General features: G+C 66.9%; 23 protein-coding genes. 14 read left to right on the top strand and 9 right to left on the bottom strand.

The window, feature by feature from the left end; translation table 11 throughout:
* Positions 1-262 precede the first annotated feature (262 nt).
* A complete protein-coding gene (locus ACSF9G_RS19620) occupies positions 263-1,237 on the top strand; it encodes an NADPH:quinone oxidoreductase family protein (RefSeq protein WP_436643814.1) in 975 nt (324 codons plus the stop codon).
* Between the two features lie 23 nt (positions 1,238-1,260).
* On the opposite strand, the gene ACSF9G_RS19615 is transcribed toward ACSF9G_RS19620, so the two are convergent.
* Positions 1,261-1,638, bottom strand: coding sequence for a YkvA family protein (locus ACSF9G_RS19615; RefSeq protein ID WP_436643813.1), 378 nt, complete (start codon positions 1,636-1,638; stop codon positions 1,261-1,263).
* Positions 1,639-1,771: 133 nt separating this feature from the next.
* Between ACSF9G_RS19615 and ACSF9G_RS19610 the strand changes: the two genes are divergently transcribed.
* Positions 1,772-2,557 (top strand): SDR family NAD(P)-dependent oxidoreductase, encoded by a 786-nt coding sequence (locus tag ACSF9G_RS19610; RefSeq protein ID WP_436643812.1) that lies wholly within the window; start codon positions 1,772-1,774, stop codon positions 2,555-2,557.
* A 48-nt stretch (positions 2,558-2,605) separates the two neighbouring features.
* On the opposite strand, the gene ACSF9G_RS19605 is transcribed toward ACSF9G_RS19610, so the two are convergent.
* Genes ACSF9G_RS19605 through ACSF9G_RS19590 form a run of 4 tightly spaced genes read right to left on the bottom strand, consistent with a single transcriptional unit; the run spans position 2,606 to position 5,360 of the window.
* Positions 2,606-2,908: a 4a-hydroxytetrahydrobiopterin dehydratase gene (locus ACSF9G_RS19605; RefSeq protein ID WP_436643811.1), complete on the bottom strand. Its 303-nt coding sequence runs from the start codon at positions 2,906-2,908 to the stop codon at positions 2,606-2,608.
* A complete protein-coding gene (gene thpR, locus ACSF9G_RS19600) occupies positions 2,886-3,455 on the bottom strand; it encodes an RNA 2',3'-cyclic phosphodiesterase (RefSeq protein WP_436643810.1) in 570 nt (189 codons plus the stop codon). The genes ACSF9G_RS19605 and thpR overlap by 23 nt, the downstream gene beginning before the upstream one ends.
* 27 nt (positions 3,456-3,482) lie before the next feature.
* Positions 3,483-4,541 carry an NADP(H)-dependent aldo-keto reductase gene (locus ACSF9G_RS19595; protein WP_436643809.1) on the bottom strand — a complete coding sequence of 353 codons (1,059 nt, stop codon included), beginning with the start codon at positions 4,539-4,541 and terminating at the stop codon, positions 3,483-3,485.
* Between the two features lie 42 nt (positions 4,542-4,583).
* Positions 4,584-5,360 (bottom strand): arylesterase, encoded by a 777-nt coding sequence (locus ACSF9G_RS19590; RefSeq protein ID WP_436643808.1) that lies wholly within the window; start codon positions 5,358-5,360, stop codon positions 4,584-4,586.
* On the opposite strand from ACSF9G_RS19590, the gene ACSF9G_RS19585 reads away from it, so the two are divergent.
* The 4 genes from ACSF9G_RS19585 (at position 5,325) to ACSF9G_RS19570 (ending at position 10,167) form a co-directional block, all read left to right on the top strand.
* Positions 5,325-6,029, top strand: coding sequence for an ABC transporter ATP-binding protein (locus ACSF9G_RS19585; RefSeq protein ID WP_436643807.1), 705 nt, complete (start codon positions 5,325-5,327; stop codon positions 6,027-6,029). The genes ACSF9G_RS19590 and ACSF9G_RS19585 overlap by 36 nt on opposite strands.
* On the top strand, positions 6,026-8,596 hold the full coding sequence (locus tag ACSF9G_RS19580) for an ABC transporter permease (RefSeq protein ID WP_436643806.1): 2,571 nt from the start codon (positions 6,026-6,028) through the stop codon (positions 8,594-8,596). The genes ACSF9G_RS19585 and ACSF9G_RS19580 overlap by 4 nt, the downstream gene beginning before the upstream one ends.
* Before the next feature lie 210 nt (positions 8,597-8,806).
* Positions 8,807-9,556 carry a Bax inhibitor-1/YccA family protein gene (locus ACSF9G_RS19575; protein WP_436643805.1) on the top strand — a complete coding sequence of 250 codons (750 nt, stop codon included), beginning with the start codon at positions 8,807-8,809 and terminating at the stop codon, positions 9,554-9,556.
* 71 nt (positions 9,557-9,627) lie between these two features.
* The gene (locus tag ACSF9G_RS19570) at positions 9,628-10,167 is read left to right on the top strand and encodes a GNAT family N-acetyltransferase (protein ID WP_436643804.1); all 540 of its coding nucleotides are present in this window, start codon (positions 9,628-9,630) and stop codon (positions 10,165-10,167) included.
* A 410-nt stretch (positions 10,168-10,577) separates the two neighbouring features.
* Here ACSF9G_RS19570 and ACSF9G_RS19565 read toward each other — a convergent pair whose 3' ends face one another.
* Positions 10,578-10,916 carry a DUF2794 domain-containing protein gene (locus ACSF9G_RS19565; protein ID WP_436644042.1) on the bottom strand — a complete coding sequence of 113 codons (339 nt, stop codon included), beginning with the start codon at positions 10,914-10,916 and terminating at the stop codon, positions 10,578-10,580.
* A gap of 490 nt (positions 10,917-11,406) precedes the next feature.
* Between ACSF9G_RS19565 and htpG the strand changes: the two genes are divergently transcribed.
* Positions 11,407-13,323 (top strand): molecular chaperone HtpG, encoded by a 1,917-nt coding sequence (htpG, locus tag ACSF9G_RS19560; RefSeq protein WP_436643803.1) that lies wholly within the window; start codon positions 11,407-11,409, stop codon positions 13,321-13,323.
* 84 nt (positions 13,324-13,407) lie between these two features.
* On the opposite strand, the gene ACSF9G_RS19555 is transcribed toward htpG, so the two are convergent.
* Both ACSF9G_RS19555 and acnA read right to left on the bottom strand, forming a co-directional pair.
* Positions 13,408-14,178: a DUF1223 domain-containing protein gene (locus ACSF9G_RS19555; protein WP_436643802.1), complete on the bottom strand. Its 771-nt coding sequence runs from the start codon at positions 14,176-14,178 to the stop codon at positions 13,408-13,410.
* Between the two features lie 214 nt (positions 14,179-14,392).
* Entirely contained in the window at positions 14,393-17,107 is a 2,715-nt protein-coding gene (gene acnA, locus ACSF9G_RS19550; RefSeq protein ID WP_436643801.1) for an aconitate hydratase AcnA, read from the bottom strand.
* A gap of 217 nt (positions 17,108-17,324) precedes the next feature.
* On the opposite strand from acnA, the gene ccmA reads away from it, so the two are divergent.
* The 7 genes from ccmA (at position 17,325) to ACSF9G_RS19515 (ending at position 23,051) form a co-directional block, all read left to right on the top strand.
* Positions 17,325-17,996, top strand: a complete 672-nt coding sequence (gene ccmA / locus ACSF9G_RS19545) for a heme ABC exporter ATP-binding protein CcmA (RefSeq protein ID WP_436643800.1) — start codon at positions 17,325-17,327, stop codon at positions 17,994-17,996.
* Positions 17,993-18,664, top strand: a complete 672-nt coding sequence (ccmB, locus tag ACSF9G_RS19540; protein ID WP_436643799.1) for a heme exporter protein CcmB — start codon at positions 17,993-17,995, stop codon at positions 18,662-18,664. The genes ccmA and ccmB overlap by 4 nt, the downstream gene beginning before the upstream one ends.
* Positions 18,665-18,828: 164 nt before the next feature.
* Positions 18,829-20,862, top strand: coding sequence for an acyltransferase family protein (locus ACSF9G_RS19535; protein ID WP_436643798.1), 2,034 nt, complete (start codon positions 18,829-18,831; stop codon positions 20,860-20,862).
* A 13-nt stretch (positions 20,863-20,875) separates the two neighbouring features.
* Positions 20,876-21,607, top strand: coding sequence for a heme ABC transporter permease (locus ACSF9G_RS19530; protein WP_436643797.1), 732 nt, complete (start codon positions 20,876-20,878; stop codon positions 21,605-21,607).
* A 21-nt stretch (positions 21,608-21,628) separates the two neighbouring features.
* The gene (ccmD, locus tag ACSF9G_RS19525; RefSeq protein ID WP_436643796.1) at positions 21,629-21,787 is read left to right on the top strand and encodes a heme exporter protein CcmD; all 159 of its coding nucleotides are present in this window, start codon (positions 21,629-21,631) and stop codon (positions 21,785-21,787) included.
* Positions 21,784-22,422 (top strand): DsbE family thiol:disulfide interchange protein, encoded by a 639-nt coding sequence (locus ACSF9G_RS19520; protein ID WP_436643795.1) that lies wholly within the window; start codon positions 21,784-21,786, stop codon positions 22,420-22,422. The genes ccmD and ACSF9G_RS19520 overlap by 4 nt, the downstream gene beginning before the upstream one ends.
* 71 nt (positions 22,423-22,493) lie before the next feature.
* Positions 22,494-23,051 carry an NUDIX domain-containing protein gene (locus tag ACSF9G_RS19515; RefSeq protein ID WP_436643794.1) on the top strand — a complete coding sequence of 186 codons (558 nt, stop codon included), beginning with the start codon at positions 22,494-22,496 and terminating at the stop codon, positions 23,049-23,051.
* A gap of 5 nt (positions 23,052-23,056) precedes the next feature.
* On the opposite strand, the gene ACSF9G_RS19510 is transcribed toward ACSF9G_RS19515, so the two are convergent.
* Entirely contained in the window at positions 23,057-23,650 is a 594-nt protein-coding gene (locus ACSF9G_RS19510; protein ID WP_436643793.1) for a septation protein A, read from the bottom strand.
* Between the last annotated feature and the right edge of the window lie 40 nt (positions 23,651-23,690).

Here is a 23,690-nt window from a genome sequence, read left to right as displayed (position 1 = left end):
TTCGCCGCGTTACGTCAAACAGCCCCCGTTCACCGCAACATGCCTCACCGCAACATACCTCCCCGCACCGCTTCTTCGCGGAGAGCACGCCGTCATTTCCTATCGGTTGCCGATCAATGGCGGCAATTTTTTGACGAATTGTAACAATTCGTGAAGGCAAGTCCCCCACGCCGGCCCGGGTTGCCGCACCGATCGGGCTCCGATATGTCCGCTCTCGGACAGTCGCATCCGCCCCGAACGTGTCACCAAGGAACCCGATCCGATGAAAGCCGTCCTCTGCGAAACCCTCGGTCCTCCTGAGACGCTGGTCGTGCGCGATCTGCCCGATCCGGCGCCCGGCCCCGGCGAGGTGGCGGTGACGGTCGCGGCAGCGGCGCTCAACTTCTTCGACTCGCTGATCATCCGGGGCAAATATCAGTTCAAGCCGGACCTGCCGTTTTCGCCGGGCGCGGAATTTTCCGGCACGGTCAGCGCCGTCGGCGAGGGCGTGAGCGGTTTCTCCGCCGGCGACAAGGTCATCGGCTACGGCGGCTGGGGCGCCTGCCGCGAGATCGTCGTCGCGCCGGCCGGGAAGCTCGTCCGCGTACCCGACACGATCGACCTGGAACAGGCCGCCGGCCTGATCGTCACCTACGGCACCACGCTGCACGCGCTCGCCGACCGGGCGAAGCTCAGGCCCGGCGAGACGCTCGCCGTGCTGGGAGCGGCCGGCGGCGCCGGTGCGGCGGCAGTGGAGATCGGCAAGATCATGGGCGCGCGCGTCATCGCGGTGGCCTCGTCGCCCGAAAAGCTCGCGTTCTGCCGCTCGATCGGGGCCGACGAGACGATCGACTATTCCAGGGAAGACCTGAAAACGCGGCTCAAGGAGCTGACCGGCGGGAAGGGTGTCGACGTCGTCTACGATCCCGTCGGCGGCGAACACGCCGAGGCCGCCCTGCGCGCGACCGCCTGGGAAGGACGCTATCTGGTCATCGGCTTCGCCGCCGGCGAGATCCCGAAGATCCCGCTCAATCTCGTGCTGCTGAAAGGTTGCGACGTGCTCGGCGTTTTCTGGGGGAAGTTCACGGAGGTGGATCCGGAGGGCGACCGCGCCAACACCCGCCAACTGCTCGACTGGATGGCCGAGGGCAAGCTGTCGGTTGCGGTACATGCGCGCTATGCGATGGAAGAGACCGCCGAGGCGCTCGGCGCCATCGAGCGGCGCGAGGTCAAGGGCAAGGTGCTGATCGTCCCGTAGACACGGCCCGTCAGGCCAGCTTGTCAGCGGTCGAGTTTGCTCAGCGCCTCCGCCGCCTTGCGCCTGTGCTCGGGGCGGATATGGACGGCCACCGCCGTGATCGCGGCCAGCAGCACCGAGGCGTCGTCGGTGAAACCGGCGACCACAAGGAAATCCGGGATCACGTCGACCGGCATGACGAAATAGGCGAGCGCGCCGAACAGAGTGGCGCGCGCCCTGAACGGCGTCGCCGGATCGACGGCGCAGAACCAGGCGGCGGCGAGATCCTGGGCGAACGGCAGCTTGCTCGCCACGCGCCTGAACTTTCGCCAGAATCCGTCTCGCGCGCGGGCCTGGTTGACCGCGAAAACGGCGGGCAGCTGTGCCTCTTCGCCGATCCAGGTTGCGGTTCTGTCGTTCATCCGTCTTTCCTCTCCTCGGAGAGCCGATCCCATATGAAATGGGGCCCGCGACATTTTACGCAAGCTTCCGCGTTTCCTGCCGGTGCCGGATCGGGTAAGAAATCGTCGGAAAAGAGGACGAGGGAGAGACTGCATGGAACTCGGCAAGGACATCGTCGCCGTCGTCACGGGCGGCGCCTCGGGCTTGGGCGAAGCAACCGCGCGCATGCTGGCCGACGCCGGCTGCCGGGTCGCCGTTTTTGACATGAACGGCGAGCGCGGCGAGAAGGTCGCCGGGGAAATCGGCGGCCTGTTCTGCAATTGCGACGTAACGGATCCGGCCAGCGTTTCCGAGGCGTTTTCGAAGGCACGCGAGGCGCACGGCCAGGAGCGGATCACGGTCAATTGCGCCGGCATCGCCATCGGCATGAAGACGGCGAGCCGCAAGCGCGATTCCGGAGAGGTCGTCGCCCACGATCCGGGCGCCTTCGCCAAGGTGATCACCGTCAACCTGATCGGCACCTTCAACGTCGCCTCGAAATCGGCCGCCGGCATGCTCGAGGCCTCCCCGCTCGGCAAGGATGGCGAGCGCGGCCTCATCGTGATGACCTCCTCGGTCGCGGCCCAGGACGGCCAGATCGGCCAGGTCGCCTATGCCGCCTCCAAGGGCGGTGTTCTGTCGTTGACGCTGCCGATGGCGCGCGATCTCTCCAAGGACGGCATCCGCGTGATGACCATCATGCCGGGCCTGTTCTACACGCCGATGTTCGACGGCCTGTCGGAAGAGGTGCGCCAGTCGCTGGCCGCCAGCGTTCCGTTCCCGCAGCGGCTCGGCGATCCGTCCGAATATTCCCAGCTGGTCCGCTCGATCGTCGAGAATCCGATGCTCAACGGCTTCGGCATCCGCCTCGACGGCGCCCTGCGCATGGCGCCGCGCTGAGCCCGCGTCGCGCCGCTCTTTTTCGCGGGAATGGCTAGGGCACAGCCGCTACATCGGAAAATCCGCCGCGATCCTGTCCATCGCGGCGGCAAGCTTGATGTCGCGTTCGGTCACCCCGCCGGCGTCGTGGCTCATCAACACGACGTCGACCTTGCCGTAGACGTTCGTCCACTCGGGGTGATGGTCCATCTTTTCGGCGACGAGCGCGACCCGCGCCATGAAGCCGAAGGCCTCGTTGAAATTCTGGAATGTGAAGGACCTGGCGATGGCGTCGCGGCCATCGACCGCGCGCCAGTCGGGAAGCTCTGCCAGCGCCGTCGCGCGGTCCTCACGCGTCAATGTCTTCGCCATGATCGAAGTCTCCTCCTTCGAGCGGATAGGCCTCCTCGACCACATAGGGTCCGCCGCCCTGTCCGGAGCGGGAGGAGAACAGCACGAAACGGCCAATCTCGATCGGCCCCCAGTGGAAGCCGCCGCGCGACTCGATATAGGTCGCGACCGCGGACGCCGAAACGCCCCTCAGCCGCGCCACGGTGACGTGCGGAGAGAATTTTCGCTGGTCGGGCGGCAGGCCAAGCATCTGCATCATCCGTTCCTGCTCGGCCTGCAGCGCTGTTAGGGGCGGCGAGGTGGCCACGCTGGCGAACACGGAGTGGGGCTTGCGCCCACCGAAGACACCGACGCCGTCAAGCATGATCGAGAAAACCGGCCGGCGCACGCGGTCGAGCATTTCCGCCACCGAATGGGCGGTCCGATTGTCGACATCGCCGATGAAACGCAGCGTCAGATGATAGTTTTCCGGATCGATCCAGCGTGCGCCGTGTATCCCGCCGCGCAAGCCCGTGAGAACGGAAACGGCGTCGGCGGGCATCTCCAGACCGGTGAACAATCGGGGCATCGGCGGCGAGGCCTTTTCTTGTATTGGTCAGGGACAGGGATTCTGATGCAATAAATGGATCGCGTCGATGCGCTCTTCGAGTTCGGGGGACAGTTCGATGTCGATCGCATCGATATCGGTCTGCAGCTGCGCCATCGTCGTCGCCCCGATGAGGACCGAGGTGACGAACGGACGCGACACCGCGAAACCGATCGCCATTTGCGCCGGATCGAGCCCGAAGTCCCCGGCAAGCGCCACATAGGCCGCCACGGCGATGTCGGCGCCGGGCGTTTCGTAGCGCTGCATGCGGTTGAACAAGGTCTTGCGGGCGCCGGCCGGCAGCGCGCCCTCCAGGTATTTGCCGGTCAGGCTGCCCTGGGCGAGGGGCGAGTAGGCGAGAAGGCCGGTATTCTCGCGCATGGCGATTTCGGCAAGCCCGGTCTCGAAGGTCCGGTTAACGAGGCTGTAGGCATTTTGGATCGACTGGACGCGCGGCAGCCCCCTGGTCTCGGAAAGCGCGAGAAAGGTCATCGTGCCCCAGGGCGACTCGTTGGAAAGGCCGATATGGCGCACCTTTCCGGCCTTCACCACGTCGTCGAGCGCCGCCAGCGTCTCCTCGATGGGCACTTCCGGCGGCAAGTCAGGGTCGGCGACGGGGCGGGACACGGTCGGCACCGAGCCGAAACCGCTGACTGCCCGGTCGGGCCAATGGATCTGGTAGAGATCGATATAGTCCGTGCCGAGCCGTCTCAGGCTCTTGTCGACGGCCTCGAACACCTGTGCCCGAGACAGATCGGTGGTCTTGCCGCCGTCGCGGAACCAGTCGTTCCCCGACCGGCCAACGATTTTGCTGGCGACGATCACCGTATCGCGGTTCCCGCGCGCCTTGAGCCACGATCCGATGATCTCCTCGGTGCGTCCCTGGGTCTCGGCCTTCGGCGGGATCGGATAGAGCTCGGCGGCGTCGAGAAGGTTGATGCCCCGGTCGACGGCATGGTCCATCTGCGCGTGGGCCTCGGCCTCGGAGTTCTGCTCGCCCCAGGTCAGGGTGCCCAGCCCGATCGCGCTGACGTGCAGATCGGTTCGTCCGAGCCGTCGATAGTCCATTGATAGTCCCTTGCCGTGCCGTGTTGGAATGGAGACCGAGGTTCAGCCGCCCGACGGGCCCGACCCGTTTTCGATCCGAGCGATCAGCCGTTCGACATAGGGCAGGATCCGCTCGACGATGACGTTGACCCCCTCCGGTGTGGGATGCAGTCCGTCGTCGAGATTGAGGGAGGGATCGGCGGCGACACCGTCGAGGAAGAAGGGGTAGAGAACCAGATCGTAGCGTTGGGCCAGGTCGGGGAAGATCGCGTTGAAGTCCTTGGCGTAGCCGTCGCCCATGTTTGGCGGCGCCAGCATGCCGGCGACCAGCACGTCGATGCCGCGTTCGCGAAGTTTCGCCGCGATCCCGTCCAGGGCCTCGCGGGTCACCGTGACGTCGACGCCGCGCAGCGCATCGTTGGCGCCGAGTTCGAGGATCACCCCGTCGGTGTCGTCGGGCACCGACCAGTCGACGCGGGCAAGTCCCGCACTGGCGGTGTCTCCGGAAACCCCGGCATTGGCCACCACCACGTCGTGGCCGCGCGCCTGCAGCGCCTTTTCGAGCTGCACCGGAAACGCGGCCTCGGGCGCCAGGTTGAAGCCAGCCGACAGGCTGTCGCCGAGCGCGACGAGCCGGATCGGCCCCTTGTCCGCGATCGCTCCGGTGGGCCCGAATGAGAACCAGAGCGCCAGAATCGTCGTAAATGTGATCAGGCCGCCGGCCAGGGCGGCTTTGAGCTTGGCCGCGAATGCCCCATATGTCGGGGACCGCCGCCTGCTTCCCCTGCCGAGGAGTTTCGTTCCGTGCCGCATGATGCCATCCGTCTCGAGAACGTTCATTTAAGTCTTGGCAGCGGAGCCGCCAGGGTCCACGTGCTAAAAGGTATTAGCCTCAGTATAGGCGCCGGTGAAGCGATCGGCATCGTCGGGCCGTCCGGATCGGGCAAATCGACGCTGCTGATGGTGATGGCGGGCCTCGAGCCGCCCGGTTCCGGAGATGTCGTCGTCGCCGGCGTGAGCCTCGCCGGCCTTGACGAGGACGCGCTTGCCCGGTTTCGCGGCGACAATGTCGGCATCGTCTTCCAGTCCTTCCACCTGATCCAGAACATGACGGCGCTCGAGAACGTCGCCGTGCCGCTGGAACTCGCCGGCCGCGCCGATGCCTTCGAGCGGGCCGAGGCCGAGCTGGCACAGGTCGGGCTCGCCGACCGAATCGCCCACTATCCAGCCGAACTATCCGGCGGCGAGCAGCAGCGCGTCGCGCTCGCCCGCGCCCTCGTCGTCGAGCCGGCGATCCTGTTCGCCGACGAGCCGACCGGCAATCTCGATGCGACCACCGGCGCCCAGATCGTCGACCTGATGTTCGACCTCCACAGGAAGCGGGATACCACGCTGATCCTCGTCACCCACGACACCGCGCTCGCCGCGCGCTGCGGCCGCACCATCGCCATGCGCGACGGCGATATCGACCTCGACGCCGATCGCGCCGCCCGGGTTGCCGCGCAATGAGGCCCGCCGGGACGCCGCTCGCCCGCCGCCTTCCGGTTCCCCTGCGTTTCGCCCTGCGCGAGCTGCGCGGCGGCCTCAAGGGGTTCTACGTCTTCATCGCCTGCATCGCCCTTGGCGTCGCCGCGATCGCCTCGGTGGGGTCGGTGTCGCGCTCGCTCGTCGAGGGCATCTCCGAGGAAGGCCAGGCGATCCTCGGCGGTGATCTGAGCTTTTCGCTGATCCACCGCCAGGCGCAGGACAACGAGCGCGAATTCCTGGCCTCGCTCGGCCGCGTCTCGGAGATCGCGACGCTTAGGGCGATGGCCCGCAGCGAGGGTAACGACACCCAGACGCTGGTCGAGCTGAAGGCGGTCGACGGCGCCTATCCGCTGTTCGGCGAGGTCGCAATCGACGGTGTCGGCTCGCTGCACGACCTGGTCGCCGAAACGTCGGGACAGGTCGGCCTGGTCGCCGAGGCCGGCCTCGCCGACCGGCTCGGCGTCCAAATCGGCAATCCCGTCTCGATCGGCAACGCGACCTTCATCCTCACCGGCCTGATCGCCGCCGAGCCGGACCGCCTGTCGGGCGGGCTCGGCTGGGGCCCCCGGGTGATCATTTCCACCGAGGCGCTGGAGGCCACCGGCCTGATCCAGCCGGGCAGCCTGGTGCGCTGGCGCTACCGCGTGGCGCTGCCCGAGCCGGCCTCGCCGGCCGATGTCGAGGCGGCGAAGAGACGTGCCGAGACCGAGATGGGCGAGGCCGGCTGGCGGATCCGCGACCGCAACGACGCCGCGCCGGGCCTGCGGGACCAGATCGACCGCTTCACCATGTTCCTGACGCTGGTGGGCCTCACCGCGCTGATCGTCGGCGGGGTGGGGGTGGCCAACGCGGTGACCGCCTATCTCGACGGCCGGCGGGCGACGATCGCCACGCTGAAGAGCCTCGGCGCCGGCGGCGGTCTCATTTTCCGCAGCTATCTCGTCGAGATCCTGATGCTCGCCGTCGTCGCGATGGCGATCGGCCTCGTATTCGGCGCGCTGACGCCGTGGTTCGCCGGGTCCGCGCTCGCCACCGTCCTGCCCGTCGCCGACGCGGTGCCGGGCCTCTACGGAACCGAGTTGGTGCTGGCGCTCGCCTACGGCATCCTGACCGCTCTCGCCTTCGCGCTGTGGCCGCTGGGGCGGGCCCGCGAGGTGCCGGCGACGGCGCTCTACCGCGAATATGTCGGCCGCGCGCGGGCCTGGCCCCGGCCGGTCTATCTCGTCGCCCTTGCGGTGATCGTCCTGGCGCTGGCCGGGCTCGCCATCGCGCTTGCCTACGAGCCGTTCATCGCGACGATCTTCGTCATCGGCACGCTCGCCGCCTTCATCGTCCTGCGGCTCGTCGGTGTCGTCATCATGCGGGTGGCCAGACGCCTGCCGCACAGCCGCTTCATTGCCCTGCGGCTCGCCGTCGGCGCGATCCACCGTCCCGGTGCCGTCACCCCCAGCATCGTCCTGTCGCTGGGGCTCGGCCTGACCCTGCTCGTCACCATCGCGCTGATCGACGGCAACCTGACGCGCCAGCTCACCCTGTCGATCCCCGACAAGGCGCCGAGCTTCTTCTTCCTCGACATCCCCCGCGCCGACGCCGAACGCTTCGTCTCCCTCGTCGACGAGGCCGCGCCCGACGGGGTCACCGAGGAGGTGCCGATGCTACGCGGCCGCTTCGTCGCGCTGAAGGGCATTCCGGTCGCCGACTATCCGCGCCCGGCCGAAGCCGAATGGGTGCTGCGCGGCGACCGCGGCATCACCTATGCGGCAACGCCGCCGGACAACGGCAAGCTGACCGAAGGCGACTGGTGGTCCGAGGAGTACGACGGCCCGCCGCTGGTCTCCTTCGCCGCTGAGGTCGCCGGCGAGCTCGGCCTCGCCGTCGGCGACGAGATCACCGTCAACGTCCTCGGCCGCACCATCACCGCGACGATCGCCAATCTGCGAACCGTCGACTGGACCAGCCTGTCGATCAACTTCGTCATGGTGTTCTCGCCGAACACCTTCGCCGGCGCGCCGCACATGGTGCTGGCCACCGTAACCCTGCCCGAGGCCGCCGGCGCCGACAGCGAACTCGGCCTGATGCGCGCGGTCACCGGAGCGTTTCCCACCGTCACCTCGGTGCGGGTCAAGGAGGCGCTCGACACGGTCAACAGCCTCGTGCGCCGGCTCGCCTGGGCGGTCCGGGCGGCAAGCGGGATCACCATCGCCGCGGGCATCCTCGTGCTCGCCGGCGCGCTCGCGGCGAGCCACCGCCACCGCATCCACGACGCCGTGGTGCTGAAGACGCTGGGCGCGACCCGCCGCCGGCTGATCGGCGCCTATGTCATCGAATTCGCGCTATTGGGCACGATTACCGCCATTTTCGCGCTCGCCGCTGGCACCCTGGCCGGTTTTGTCGTCGTCGAGCAGGTCATGGAGCTCGACTTCGCCTTCCTGCCGGCCGTCGCGTTCGCGGCGATCGGCAGCGCGCTGGTGCTGACCGTCGGCCTCGGCCTGATCGGCACGTGGCGCGTCCTCGGCCGCCGGCCGGCGGCCTATCTGCGCGATCTGTGAGCACGGTGGCGTGGGTCGGAGCGGTTGCGACAGCGATCGTGACCGGGGGCCGCAAGGGTGGCATGGCGGGGCCGGTCACGCGCCGCCATCGGGGCGATTTCTAAACATTTTGTAAGGTTTCTCGCGCGCAAATTCGGAGCGCGAGCACTTGCCTCACGCACGCGAGACACCCATATTCGCTCGGTGATTTGAAAACCCGAGGGGAATCCCATGGCGGAATTCGACAAACAGGCTGCCCGCGGCTACGGCATGGGCACCTCCCACGCCGGAGTCGGCGTAATCGACGAGGGCCTGCGCGCCTACATGCTGCAGGTCTACAACTATATGGCGATCGGCCTCGCCGTGACCGGCGTGGTCGCGTTCGGCGCGTTCACGATGGCGGTCAGCGGCGGCCAGCTCACCGGCTTCGGCCAGGCGATCTACGCCAGCCCACTGAAGTGGCTGATCATGCTCGCCCCGCTGGGCATGGTGTTCTTCCTGTCCGCGCGGCTCAATTCGCTGAGCCTCGGCGGCGCGCAGATGGCGTTCTGGGTCTTCGCCGCCCTGATGGGCCTGTCGCTGTCCTCGATCTTCCTGGTCTATACGGGCAACTCGATCGCGCGCGTGTTCTTCATCACCGCGGCGTCCTTCGGCGGTCTGAGCCTCTACGGCTACACGACGAAGAAGGACCTCAGCGGCTGGGGTTCGTTCCTGTTCATGGGCCTGATCGGCATCATCATCGCGTCGGTCGTGAACATTTTCCTGGCGTCCTCGGCGCTGCAGTTCGCGGTGTCGGTGATCGGCGTGCTGGTCTTCGCCGGCCTGACCGCCTACGACACCCAGCAGATCAAGGAAATGTACTCGGCCCAGGACGACGGCACGACTGCCGGCCGCAAGGCGATCATGGGCGCGCTCCGGCTGTACCTCGACTTCATCAACCTGTTCGTGATGCTGTTGAGCCTGTTCGGCAATCGCGAGTAGGAACACCGAAACGTCGGTTTTCGGAAGGCCCCGGCTGCGCAGCCGGGGCCTTTTTCGTTGGGGACTACCTGTTGCAACGCGACCTGACCGTCCGCCCGGCCACGCCGGACGACACTGCGGCGATCGCCGCCATCTACGCCGATGCCGTCAGGACCGGCACGGCGAGCTTCGAGCTGACCCCGCCCGACGACGCGGAGATGGGACGGCGCCTGGCCGCGCTTCTCGACGGCGGCTTTCCCTATCTCGTCGCGGTATCGGACGGCACGATCGTCGGCTACGCCTATGCCGGCGCCTACCGGCCGCGGCCCGCCTACCGCTTCACGGTGGAGGATTCGGTCTATGTCGCCCGCGCCGCGCAAGGCAGGGGCGTCGGCCGGACGCTGCTCGCCGCGCTGATCGCCGAGGCCGAGACACGCGGCTTCCGCCAGATGATCGCGGTGATCGGCGACGAGGCCAGCGCCGGCTCGATCGCACTGCACAAGGCGATGGGGTTCGATCTCGTCGGCACCTTCAAGGCGGTCGGCTGGAAGTTTGGCCAGTGGCGGGCCACCGTCCTGATGCAGCGCGCGCTGGGCCCGGGCGAGACCGAACCGCCACCGGAGCGGCGCTAGCTGGCCGGCCCACACGGCCGCCATGGCCGCCGCGTCGCAAAGATCCAGCGTTCCCGCGCTGCCAGTCCCCATGGGTCCCGGATCAGGTCCAGGACACGCGGCCGGTGGGTGGTCCCGGGCCGTGCCCAAACGAAAACTCGTGCTCCGGACCTGATCCGGAGCCCATGAGGCGGCAGCCGCACGGCAGGAACGACGCGGCGAGAGGGAAAAACGGCTTCGCGTGCGGTGGTTGCCCGGGTTTTCTACACGGGGAATTGGGGCGACGCTGGCAAATCGCTGATTCGGCGAACGATTCGGCAGATTTTATTGGAAGAAAGCGCCGTCCGCGGCGCAGATGCTCAAACTTCAACGCGGCCGCGCCGCCAACGACGAGCGCGCAGAAGGACAGGTGGCCCCCAGCCTAGGCCGGGCTACGCCTCCACCAGCTTCAGGCGCTTGTCGATCGCCCGCAGGACCCGCGACAGGTCGTGGCCGCGCTTGAGGATCAGGCCAGTCGTGGTGACGACGGAATAGGCGCCCTGGCGGCGCGCGAGCTTCGGATTTTTCTCGATCCGGTAGAGCGGCGCCTCGCAGGCGCGCCGGAAGACGGAAAAGACCGCTTTTTCCTTCAGCGCGTCGATGGCGTAGTCACGCCATTCGCCGGCGGCCACCATGCGCCCGTAGACATTGAGGATTTCGCCCAGTTCGCGGCGATCGAAGGAAACCCGGGCCGCGGCCCCATTGCGGGCTTCGGGAACGGCGGCGCGCATCGCAAGTCCGCGGCCGCCGGGGAACGCTATGGGGTCCGTTTCACTCAACGGCGCCTCCCTCTCTCGCGCCTCGCTGTCATATGATCGTCAGAGGAACGGGGCCGCGTCAAGGACGCTTCCGGCCCGCATTGGTGTCAGCATTGACGAACCGTGGAAGCAGCTCTGCGTAATACGCCGAAATTATCACATTTCCGCCCCATTCGCGCCCTTCACACGCCAGATTGCTCGAACAAATTGCCATCGTTGCCTCGAGGCCCGGTTCTAGGAGGCTCCGGAACACCCAGCCCCCCAGCCCCCCGGGGTCGTTCTTGAACCGGGCCCGTTTTACCTTTTCTGAGTACTGCTGGTTAAATCCCCGACAGTCACTTCCGCGGGCCGGTCCCACCGGCCCGATTTGTTTTTGATCCTCCCCGCCCCTTGAAAAAGTCGTCCGGCTCTTCCTATCTCGCCGCATGAACGCTTCGTTCGTTGCGGAAATCCGGGATAGTCGATGAGCACCAAGACGAAAAAGACCGAAAAATCCGAGGCGCCGGCCGCCGGATCCTATGCTTTCGAGGCCGAAGTCGGCCGCCTCCTCGACCTGATGGTGCACGCGGTCTATTCCGACCGCGACGTGTTCCTGCGCGAGCTGATCTCCAACGGCGCCGATGCCTGCGAGAAGCTCCGCTACGCCGCGCGCCAGGACGATTCGCTGCTGAAAGGCGATCCGGCGCTCGCCGTCACCGTCACCCCCGACGCCGACGCCGGCACGCTGACCATCGCGGACAACGGCATCGGCATGGACCGGGACGAACTCGTCGCCAATCTCGGCACCATCGCCCGCTCCGGCACCCAGGCCTTCGTCGAGGCGCTGAACGAGAGTGGCGGGGACGGCGCCGAGTCCTCCAGCCTGATCGGCCGCTTCGGCATCGGCTTCTATTCCGCCTTCATGGTCGCCGACCGGGTCGACGTCGTCAGCCGCAAGGCCGGCGCGACGGAGGGCTATCGCTGGTCGTCCGACGGCCGCGGCACCTACGAGATCGAGCCCGACGACAGCGCGCCGGAACGCGGCACCCGCATCGTCCTGCACATGAAGGACGACGCCAGGGATTTCCTCGAGCCGCACCGGCTGGAGCAGATCGTCCACGCCCATTCCGCCCATGTTCCCGTGCCGATCCGGCTGAAGGAGGGCGAGACGGCCCGCGAGATCGCCGACGGCGGCGCGCTGTGGCTGAAGCCGAAGTCGGAGCTTTCCGAGGACGACTACCGCGAGTTCTACCGCCATGTCGCCGGCGCCTGGGACGAGCCGGCGCTGACCGTCCACTACGCCGCCGAGGGCCGGCAGGCCTATCGCGTGCTGCTGTTCGTGCCCACCGAGAAGCCCTTCGACATGTTCGATCCGGCCCGCAAGGGCCGCACCCGGCTCTATGTGCGCCGGGTCTTCATCACCGACGACGCCGAGCTGATGCCGGGCTACCTGCGCTTCGTGCGCGGCCTCGTCGATTCCGACGACCTGCCGCTCAACATCTCGCGCGAGATGTTGCAGGAAAGCCCGCTGCTCGGCCAGATCCGCAAGGCCGTCGCCAACCGCGTGCTGAGCGAGCTGGCCAAGCTCGCCGACAAGGAGCCGGAGCGCTATACGCAGATCTGGTCGGCCTTCGGCCCGGTTCTCAAGGAAGGGCTCTACGAGGACATCGAGCGCCGCGACACCCTGCTCGGCCTCGCCCGCTTCCACACCACCGGGGATCCCGACGGCTGGCGCTCGCTGAAGGACTATGTCGCCGACATGCGGGAGAACCAGACCGCGATCTACTACGTCACCGGCGACAGCGCCGCGCAGGCCGCCGCCAGCCCGCATCTGGAAGGCTTCCGCGCCCGTGGCATCGAGGTGCTGCTGCTGACCGATCCGGTCGACCATTTCTGGGTGCGCGTCGCCACCGGCTTCGACGGCAAGCCACTGAAGTCGGTGAGCCAGGGCGACGCCGACATCGCCAACATCGCGCTGCTCGACGAAAACGCCGCGGACGAGGACAACGAGGCCGGCCCAGCGGTCGCCACGCTGGCCGCCTTCGTCAAGCAGACGCTCGGCGACGCGGTTCAGGACGTGCGCGCCTCCACCCGCCTCGCCGAAAGCCCGGTCTGCCTGGTGGCGACCGAAGGCGCGCTCGACCGCCGGCTCGAACGCATGCTCGCCAAACAGGAGGGCGCGCCCGAGCGCGCGGCCCCGGTCCTCGAGCTCAATCCGCGCCACGCGCTGATAAAGCATCTTGCCGCCCAGGCCGCCGGCGACGACGACAAGGCGCTGCTGGCCGACGCCGCCTGGCTGCTCTACGACGAGGCCTGCATCCTCGACGGCGAGACGCCGGCGGACCCGGCCGCCTTCGCCGGCCGGCTGACGCGGTTGCTGCTGGGAAGAGCCGACGGCTAAGGCGCCGAGGGGTAGGGCCCGCATCGCGGGCGGCTACACATTAAGAGCTGGAACGTTGGCGCAGGCCGCTCCCAGCGGAACGCGCTAGAGCTTCGCCGCCGCCAGGATCGCGCCGGGCGCGCGGCCGTCGCCCTCCTGCAGGATGACGGCGCATTTCGCGTCGCCGTCGGCGGGCAGCGGCACCGTCAGCGTCACGGCGTCGCCGGTCCAGGTGCCGATCGGCTCGATGCGGCGCACGACGTTGGAATAGGTGACCGTCTTGCCGCGGTTCTCGCCGCGCTCGATCTTCACCGTCCTGGCGTCGTCGAAGACGACCATCCACAGCGTCGCCGGCTTCGGCCGCGAGAGAAGGCCGCGCGCCTTTCCCGTCTCGATCACCATCGCGCCGCCCTCGCGGCGCAAGGCGAGGTTCACCGCCTTGGTGTCGAGCAGGTCGCCGGTCGACTGCATGGCGTTCTTCAGGTCCGTCCGGTCGGAGCCGACCGCGTGCATCATGCCGTTGACGACGGCCTGCGGCGTGTAGACGGCGCGATCGCCGCGCGCGTGGGCATAGGCCTTCTGGCGCGCGGTGAAGTCGGGGCTGGCGAGCGTGTCCTTCCAGCCCAGATAGTCCCAGTAGTCGACGTTGAAGCTGAGCGCGAGCACGTCGCCGCGGTTCGCCATCTCGCCGAGCACCGCGTCGGCGGGCGGACAGGACGAGCAGCCCTGGCTGGTGAACAGTTCGACGACGTCGAGCCGCGCTCCCGCCTTAGCCGCCCCCATGCCTAGGGGGGCCATGACGAGCGGCGAAAAAGAAAGCGCCAGCGCCGCCGCGGCAAGGCGCGCAGATCGTCGTGGAAACCGTAGCCAATTCATCGCGAAACTGCCCGAAAGCCTTGTCGTGCCGGCGGCACCGTCCGTTTCGGGATACGCGGTCGCGGCTTCAAACGCCAGTCACATTGGGGTGACGTCCGTGCCCGGACGGGTGCCCCGCGCGGGAAAATCACGCAGGAAAAATCGGGCGGAAGATTCGCGGGCAGACGAAGCGGCCCCGATCGCGCGGATCGGGGCCGCCGGTCATGGGACTCGCTCAGGCGGCGAGGTTGCGCAGCACGTACTGCAGGATGCCGCCGTTCTTGAAGTAGTCGAGCTCGTCGAGCGTATCGATACGGCACAGGAGCGGCACCGACTTGGTCTTGCCGTCGGCGAAGGTGATTTTCGCCGTCAGCGTCGCGCCCGGCTTCAGCGTCTCCTGCAGCCCGTCGATGGTGACGGTCTCGTCGCCGGTCAGGCCCAGCGTCTGCCAGGACTGATCGTCGGCGAACTGCAGCGGCAGCACGCCCATGCCGATCAGGTTGGAGCGGTGGATGCGCTCGAACGACTGGGCGATGACCGCGCGCACGCCGAGCAGGCGGGTACCCTTGGCCGCCCAGTCGCGCGACGATCCGGTGCCGTATTCCTTGCCGGCGAACACCACCAGCGGCACCTTCTCGCCGCGATACTTCATCGCCGCGTCGTAGATCGACATCTCCTTGCCGTCGGGATGATGGATCGTCACGCCGCCTTCGACGCCCGGCACCATCTGGTTCTTGATGCGGATGTTGGCGAAGGTGCCCCGCATCATCACCTCGTGATTGCCGCGCCGCGTGCCGTACTGGTTGAAGTCGATCGGTTTCACCTTGTTGCCGATCAGGTACTCGCCGGCCGGGCTTTCCGCCTTGATCGAGCCGGCGGGCGAGATGTGGTCGGTGGTGATCGAGTCGAGGAACAGGCCGAGCACGCGAGCGTTCTCGATGTCGGTCACCGCCTCGGGCTCGCGCTCCATGTCGACGAAGTAGGGCGGGTTCTGCACGTAGGTGGACTTCGACTCCCAGCCGTAGGTCAGGCCGCCCTCGACGGCGATCTTGCGCCAGTGGCGGTCGCCCTTGAACACGTCGGCATACTTCTCGCGGAACATCGACCGGGTGATCGTCTTGTGGACGACGTCGGCGACCTCCTCGGACGACGGCCAGATGTCCTTCAGGTACACCGGATTGCCCTTGCGGTCGGTGCCGATCGCATCCTTGGTGATGTCGATCTGCATCGAGCCGGCGAGCGCGTAGACGACGACCAGCGGCGGCGAGGCCAGGTAGTTGGCGCGCACGTCCGGATTGACCCGGCCCTCGAAGTTGCGGTTGCCCGACAGGACCGAGCAGGCGACGAGGTCGGCCGAGTTGACCGTCTTCGACACCGGCTCGGGCAGCGGCCCGGAATTGCCGATGCAGGTGGTGCAGCCGAAGCCGACCAGGTTGAAGCCGACCTTGTTGAGCTCCTTCTGCAGCCCCGACTTCTCCAGGTACTCGGCGACCACCTGGCTGCCGGGCGCCAGCGACGTCTTCACCCACGGCTTGGGCTTGAGCCCGAGCGCGGCGGCGTTGCGGGCGACCAGGCCGGCGGCCATCATCACGTAGGGGTTGGAGGTATTGGTGCACGAGGTGATCGCCGCGATCACCACGTCGCCGTGGCCCAGATCGTAGCTCTCGCCGTCGACCTCGGCGCGCCGGTCGATCTCCTCGCCCTTGCCGAACTCGGTCTTCAGCGCCTCGACGAATTTCGGCTTGGCCTCGGACAACAGCACCCGGTCCTGCGGCCGCTTCGGGCCGGCGATCGACGGCTCGACGTCGCCGAGCTCGAGCTCGAGCGTGTCGGTGAAGACCGGATCCTTCGCCCGCGCCGTGCGGTACATGCCCTGCGCCTTGGCGTAGGCCTCCACCAGTTCGACGCGCCCCTTGGCGCGGCCGGTCTGGTGCAGGTAGCGCATCGTGTCCTCGTCGATGGGGAAGAAGCCGCAGGTGGCGCCGTATTCCGGCGCCATGTTGGCGATCGTCGCCCGGTCCTCGAGCGGCAGGTGGTTGAGGCCGGCGCCGTAGAACTCGACGAACTTGCCGACCACGCCCTTCGAGCGCAGCATCTGGGTGACGGTCAGCACCAGGTCGGTCGCCGTCACGCCCTCCTTCAGCTTGCCCGTCAACTTGAAGCCGATCACCTCGGGGATCAGCATCGAGATCGGCTGGCCGAGCATCGCGGCCTCCGCCTCGATGCCGCCGACGCCCCAGCCGAGCACCGACAGGCCGTTGACCATCGTCGTGTGGCTGTCCGTGCCCACCAGCGTGTCCGGGAAGGCCTGCTCGACGGTCTTGGTCTTGCCCTTGGCGTCCTTGGTCTTGTGCTTCTTGGTCCAGACGGTCTGGCCGAGATATTCCAGGTTCACCTGGTGGCAGATGCCGGTTCCGGGCGGCACCACGCGGAAGTTGTCGAACGCTTCCTGACCCCAGCGCAGGAAGCGGTAGCGCTCGCCGTTGCGCTCGTATTCACGCTCGACGTTGACCTTGAAGGCGCGCTGGTTGCCGAACGCGTCGACGATCACCGAGTGGTCGATGACGAGATCGACCGGCACCAGCGGATTGATCTTCTTGGGATCGCCGCCGAGCGCGGTCATGGCGTCGCGCATCGCGGCAAGGTCGACGATCGCCGGCACGCCGGTAAAGTCCTGCATCAGCACGCGCGCCGGGCGGAAGGCGATCTCGCGATCGGACGACCGCTTGCGCAGCCAGCTCGCCATCGCCTTGATGTCGGCCTTCTTGACGGTGCGCCCGTCCTCGTTGCGCAACAGGTTCTCCAGAAGGACCTTGAGCGAATAGGGGAGCGTGGAAATGCCCTTGAGACCGTTCTTCTCGGCCGCCTTGAGGCTGAAATACTCGTAAGACTTGTTGCCGACCTTGAGGGTCTTGCGGGCTTTGAAACTGTCGAGGGAGGTGGAGGTCACTGCGTCGGCCTCTTGCGTTCGGGGGTTCAGGGCGAGATGGGGCAGCGTCCGCGGTGCGCAATATGACCGCGACTTACGTCGCAGGCGCCGGCCCGACTTGCCGCGTATATAGAGAATTTCTAAGAGTGGTGCCAATACGACGTGACAAAGGCGAGGCCCGTCCCGCACATGGCGACCCGATCGCGCGCCGGACACAGATCCGCATGAGGCCTTCACCATGAAGCTGGTGGGGGACGATCTCGCCTGCGTGCGCGGCGGCCGCGAGGTGTTTTCCGGCCTCGGATTCGCCGTCGATTCCGGCGAGCTGCTGGTGCTGCGCGGCCCCAACGGCGCCGGCAAGTCGTCGCTGTTGCGCCTCGTCGCCGGACTGGTGCCCATGAGCGCGGGCCGGCTGCGCCTGGACGGCGCCGCCGAGGACGTGCCGGTCGGCGAGTACGCCCACTATGTCGGCCATCTCGACGCGCTGAAGCCCGCCCTCACGGTCGCCGAGAACCTCGGCTTCTGGGCCGGAATGCTCGGCCGGCGCAAGGCCGACACCGGCGCGGCGCTCGCGGAGGTCGGCCTTGCCGCGCTCGCCGACTTTCCCGCCGGCATCCTGTCGGCCGGCCAGCGCCGGCGCCTGGCGCTCGCCCGCCTGATCGCCTGCGAGCGGCCGCTGTGGCTGCTGGACGAGCCGACGACGGCGATCGACGCGCAGGCGCGTATGCGCCTGTTCGACCTGATTCGCGCCCATCTCGCCGGCGGCGGCCTGGCGCTCGTGGCGACCCATGACGCGCTGCCCTTCGAGACGCGGGTGCTGGCGATGGGCGGGACGGCGGGAGTCCCGGCCGGGGATTACGCCCAAACTGAATCCGGGGCCGAAACCGAAACCGGAGACAGCGCGACATGACCGGCGCCGTCGCCGCCCTGTTCCGCCGCGAGATCCGCCTGTCGCTGCGCGTCGGCGGAGGCGCCATGATGGGCGCGGTGTTCTTTCTGATCGTCGTCGCGCTGATGCCCTTCGCCGTCGGCCCCGACCTGAACTTGCTGAAGCGGGTAGGCCCGGCGGTCCTCTGGATCGGCGCGCTGCTGGCCACCCTGATCGGCCTCGACCGGCTGTTCCAGGCCGATCACGAGGACGGCTCGCTCGACCTTCTGACCATGACCGAGACGCCGCTCGTCGTCATCGTCGCGGTCAAGGCCATCGCCCACTGGGTGACGACCGGCCTGCCGCTGGTCCTCGCCGCGCCGCTGCTCGGGCTGATGCTCAACGTCGATCCCGCCGCGCTCGGCGCCGTCGCGCTGACGCTTCTGGTCGGCACGCCGGCGCTGACCTTCCTGGGCGCCATCGGCGCGGCGCTGACGGTGGCGCTGCGCCGCGGCGGCCTGCTGGTTCCGGTGACGGTCTTGCCGCTGACGGTGCCCGTGCTCATCTTCGGCGTCGGCGCGACGGACGCGGCGATCACCGGCCCGATGCCGATGTCGACGCCGCTTCTGGTCCTCGCCGGGCTGACGCTTCTGAGCCTGGTTCTCGCCCCCATCGCCGCCGCGGCGGCGCTGAAACTGGCGCTGGAGTAATGACGGGGTGAGCTATTCTCAGGTTCAGGATTGCTGCAAATCCACCGCTCAGCGATTTCTCTTGCGGCAGAGGGAGGGGCGCAAGACCAAGCCGGATCGGGCCTGTTCCCGGCCAGAACACCGAACCGACTTTTAATCCAATATGACCTCAAGTAATTGACCGCATGAATGCTCGCGTAATTCACCCGACGAAACACCGCCTGGATGACCTGCAAGGCCTTCGGGCAATTGCCGTCATTTCTGTCGTATTGTTTCACTTGTGGCCATCGGTTTTTCCCGGCGGATATGTCGGTGTAGACATATTCTTCGTGATATCCGGCTTCCTGATGACCTCCCTTTTGCTTAAGGAAGTGGAGGCGTTCGGGCGGATAAACCTGTTCGATTTTTTCATTCGCCGCATTCGGCGGCTCGTACCGGCGGCGGCAGCCGTCATAGTCGTCGTCGCACTGGCCAGCCCGCTGTTGCCGAGCACAAAGCTGTCGCTGACGGCGCAGGAAATCGTAGCCAGCGCCTTGTTTGTCGAGAACTGGCTCCTGCTGAGTCGGGCGGTGGATTATTCGGCGAGCGACCAGGCGGCCGGCGTACTCCAGCATTACTGGTCGTTGGGAGTCGAAGGGCAGTTCTATGTGATCTGGCCGCTCGTCCTTATGGCCGCGACCTACATATCGACGAGCCGGAAGGTTCTGACGCGGATCCTCCTTGTCCTGCTCGTCGTCGGTTTTGCGCTGTCAGTTTGGCTCAGCTATCGAGATCCGCCTGCGGCGTACTTCGCCACGCACGTCAGATTTTGGGAGTTTGTTGTCGGCGGGGTCGTTGCCGCCGCCCACCTTCGAAACAAACTGCCACACCTGTTGGCGTCGATCCTCGCCTGGGGTTCTCTTCTGGCAATCGCGGCAACGGTCATGTTGCTCACCCGAGATGTCCCGTTCCCCGGATGGGTTGCCCTGATCCCGTGCCTGGCGGCAGCGCTCCTGATCGCGACGGGATCCGCTCCATCGCTCGCGCCTGTATTGACGTTTCGCCCTGTCACCTACATCGGCGATATTTCCTATTCGGTTTACCTCTGGCACTGGCCTCTGATCGTTTTCTGGCAGTCCGCCTCGCCCACCACGTTCGGCCTGACCGCCAAGGTCGCGATAATCTTGCTCTCCGTGGCGCTGGCCGCCGCTTCGAAAGTGCTGGTTGAGGACCCGTTCAGACGACCGTGGAACCTCTCCGCCAAAGCGCAGAGCGCCATTGCCGGAGCCGGGATCACGTTCTTTACGATCGGAACGGCAATTGTACCGCTTGGCCTGTTGCTCGCTGACAGAAACGCTACGACCGCCGAGACGACCACCGGGTCCCAGTCCAACAGCAATTATCCCGGAGCACTCGCCCTGACCGACGGGGCCACAGTTCCGTACCCGGCGCCGCCGCCGAGACCGAGTCCGGAATTCGCCATGAGGGACATGCCGATCGCCAACCGCGATGGCTGCCAGGTGTTCGATTCAGAATTGCGATCCTGTGACTACGGCCGCCTGGACGGCCCGTTCCACATTGTGGTTGTCGGCGATTCTCATGCCGCTCAGTTCAGCGACGCGTTCGAGATGCTGGCGAGACAACGCGGATGGCGTTATACGCACATGTCAAAGGCTCAGTGCCCGTTCATCGGCGAAACAATAATACATCCGCGTAAGCGGCAACCTTTCGTTGAGTGCGATCGCTGGAACGAACAAGCGCTCGGCCTGATCCTTGATCTGCAACCTGATCTCGTGGTGCCTATACAATCCTGGAAATATCCCCTCGCATCCGGGAAAGAGGGAAATTTTGAAAGGAGGGTCTCGGCGCTCGCATCGCGGTGGGAAATTCTTAGACAGCAAGGAATAGGGGTTATTCCAATTCGCGATACGCCTACATTCGGTCATTCCGCTCCTGAATGCATCGCTCAGGGGCGCGATGACTGTGATCGCGACAGAAACAAGGTTACTCATCCAGCCAGCAAGGAAGAGGTCGTCGTCGCGGCAAAGCGTCTCGGCCTACCCGTCATCGATGTCACGGACGGTATTTGCGATTCTTCGACATGTCGGGCTGTTGTCGGAAATATCATTGCCTGGCGGGACGCGAGTCACCTGACTGCGACTTATGTCCGCACCCTAGCCCCCTACCTTGGGCGTCTTCTGGACGATGCTATGAAGCAGACACCCAAGGAGGAACGCTGAGGACCGTTCCGTGATGATCGAACTCGCCAACCCGACCCGTTTCATGGCGGTCTCCGAGCGCCTGCTGCCCTGGCTGTGGGCCGCGGCCGCGCTTGTCTGCGCGCTTGGCCTGGTCCTGGCCTTCCGGGCGCCGGCCGACTACCAGCAGGGCGAGACGGTGCTGATCATGTACATCCACGTGCCGGCCGCCTGGCTGGCGATGATGTGCTATTCGATCGTCGCCGTGTCCGCGCTGGGCACGCTGGTCTGGCGCCATCCGCTCGCCGACGTCTCGGCCAAGGCCGCAGCCCCGATCGGCGCCGCCTTCACCTTCCTGGCGCTGGTCACCGGTTCGCTGTGGGGCAAGCCGATGTGGGGCACCTGGTGGGTGTGGGACGCGCGCCTGACCTCGGTGCTGATCCTGTTCCTGATGTATCTCGGCCTGATCGCGCTGTGGCGCGCCTTCGACGATCCCGCCCGGGCCGCGCGGCCCGTTGCGATCCTGGCGCTGGTCGGCTTCGTCAACATCCCGATCATCAAGTTCTCGGTCGACTGGTGGAACACCCTGCACCAGCCCGCCAGCGTCTTCCGCCTCGACGGGCCGACGATCGATTCGTCGATGCTGTATCCGCTTTTGACCATGGGCGTCGGCTACACGTTTCTGTTCTTCGCCCTACATACCGCCGCGATGCGCAACGAGGTGATGCGCCGCCGGGTCCGGGCGCTGCGCGTCAGGGCGGCCGGTGCGCTGGCGCCCGCGGAATGACCGGACTGAGGAGCTGATCCAATGGTCGACCATCTCGGATTCATCGTCGCCGCCTATGCCCTGACCGCCACCGTGCTGCTCGGCCTCGTCGTCTGGGTGGTCGCCGACGGCCGCGCCCAGAAGGCGGCGCTGGCCGAACTCGACAGACGCGGCGTGCGCCGCGCGGGTGGCGGCCGATGACCGCCGAGGACACCGCGCCCGGGAAATCGGCCCCCGGGAAATCGGCCAGACCGAAGCGCTCGCTGCTCGGCCGTATCGTCGTCGCCACGCCGCTGGTGGTGTTCGCGGGCCTCGCCGGGCTGTTCCTGTTCCGCCTCTATGCCGGCGACCCGAGCGTCGTGCCCTCCGCCCTGATTGGCCGCGAGGTGCCGCAGTTCAGTCTCCCCGCCCTCGACGGCCTGGTGGAGAACGGCGCGCCCGTGCCGGGCTTCTCGACCGACGATCTCAAGGGAAAGGGCGTGACCGTGGTCAATGTCTGGGCGTCGTGGTGCGTGCCCTGCCGCGAGGAGCATCCCTTCATCGAGGCCCTGGGCAAGGACGACCGCTTTCGCGTCTTCGGCCTCAACTACAAGGACGGCGCCGACAATGCCCGCCGCTTCCTCGGCCGCTACGGCAATCCGTTCGATGCCGTCGGCGCCGACGAGAATGGCCGCGTCGGCATCGACTGGGGCGTCTACGGCGTGCCCGAGACCTTCGTCGTCGACAATGACGGCCGCATCGTCTTCAAGCATGTCGGCCCGCTCAACGCGCGCTCGCTGGCCGAGCGACTGATGCCCGAAATCGAGAAGGTGCTGCCGCCGAAGCCATCATCGTAAAGAAGCACTCGTCCTGACGCGGCGCCGGACGGATTGATTTTGCCGCGCGCTTGACGGCACCATTTCGCGTCATGAGCGATCTCGAGCCCGACTTCCACCACACCGTCCCGCCCGGCGACACGCTGGAGCGGCGCGTGTGCACGCGCTGCGGCTTCGTCCACTACGACAATCCCAAGGTCGTCGTCGGCTCGGTCGTCCGGTCGCGGGGCGGGATCCTGCTCTGCCGCCGCGCGATCTTCCCCCGCCGCGGCTTCTGGACGATTCCCGCCGGCTATCTGGAACTGAACGAGGCCCCCGATGCCGGCGCCCGCCGCGAGGCCTTCGAGGAAGCCAACGCCGAGATCGCCATTTCCGGCATCCTCGCCGTCTATTCGGTGCCGCGGCTGTCGCAGGTGCAGGTGATCTTCCAGGCGACGCTCGCCGGCGGTTTCTCGCCGGGCGAGGAAAGCCTGGAGGTAAAGCTGTTCGACTGGGCCGACATCCCCTGGGACGAGCTCGCCTTCCCGTCGGTGCACTGGGCGCTCGGCCACGACCGGGCGAGCGAACTCGGCGAGGCCGCCCCGCCCTTCGTCAACCCGCAAGGCCAGACCGGCGACCTGTTCCCCGGCGGCAAGCCGCTGACCCGGTAGGCGGCTCAGGCCGCCTCGCCGGTTTCCTCATCCGGCGCGTACTTCTTCAGCAGCGGCAGCTGCGCCACGGCGAACAGCATGGTGATCGGCATGATACCGAACACCTTGAAGCTGACCCAGAAGTCGGTGGAGAAGTTGCGCCAGACGACCTCGTTCAGCACCGCCAGGAAGACGAAGAAGACCGCCCAGCGCCAGGTGATGACGCGCCAGCCCTCCTCGCTGAGCTGGAACACGGTGCCGAAGGCGTATTTGAGCAGCGTGCGGCGGAAATAGAGCCCGGCGACCAGGATTCCCGCGAAGGCGAGGTTCACGATGGTCGGCTTCATCTTGATGAAGACGTCGTCCTGCAGCCACAGCGTCAGCCCGCCGAAAACGGTGACGAAGACCGCGGTGACCAGCGGCATCACCGGCACGTTGCGCAGGATGATCCACGAGATCGCGACCGAGATCAGCGTCGCCGGGATGAACAGGCCGGTCGCCCAGAAGATGCCGAGCTTCCAGTTGCCGATGAAGAAGATGACGAGCGGGCCGAGCTCCAGCGCCGGGCGCACCCATTCCGGCGGGCCGGGATGGCGTTCGACGGTTTCGGGACGGGTCATGGCAGGAAACTCCCGATGCGTCCTTTGGAGGAAACAGGCA

Origin of the sequence: Microbaculum mangrovi (assembly GCF_051390635.1) — a bacterium.
In the GTDB taxonomy this organism is placed as follows: domain Bacteria; phylum Pseudomonadota; class Alphaproteobacteria; order Rhizobiales; family Tepidamorphaceae; genus Microbaculum.
The sequence above is the reverse complement of the archived record's forward strand: the minus strand, read 5'-3'. Positions and strand labels throughout refer to the sequence as shown.